Origin of the sequence: Kytococcus schroeteri, assembly GCF_002847825.1 — a bacterium.
GTDB lineage: Bacteria > Actinomycetota > Actinomycetes > Actinomycetales > Dermatophilaceae > Kytococcus > Kytococcus schroeteri.
On sequence record NZ_PKIZ01000181.1, the window covers coordinates 1 to 297 of the forward strand.

Here is a 297-nt window from a genome sequence, read left to right on the forward strand (position 1 = left end):
CCCCAGGTTCTCCGCAGAAGCGATCGGGCAGTCCTCGTCGTTCGCGCAGCGCGTCAGCAGCACCGGGGTGCGCACGGACTTCTTCGCCTCTTCGTAGTCCATGTCCTGGTCCGCCAGCTTGTGTAGGCGGTTTGTTTGCCCATAACGGAACCACTCACGCAGCTGCGTGCCCGATTGGCGCCCATAACCCGCCAGATCCAGCACGCCCGCCGGCTGCGGTGGCGTCCGTACCTTCCTCCCCCACCTTCGCCGTGCCGGGCAGGAACAGGCGAACCTGCGACGTGGTGCCGTCGGCCA

Annotated in this window: 1 protein-coding gene; it reads right to left on the reverse strand. The window is 67.0% G+C overall.

The window, feature by feature from the left end:
- On the reverse strand, positions 1-204 hold a 204-nt coding region (locus CYJ76_RS13030; protein ID WP_238138252.1), incomplete at its 3' end, for a hypothetical protein.
- Between the last annotated feature and the right edge of the window lie 93 nt (positions 205-297).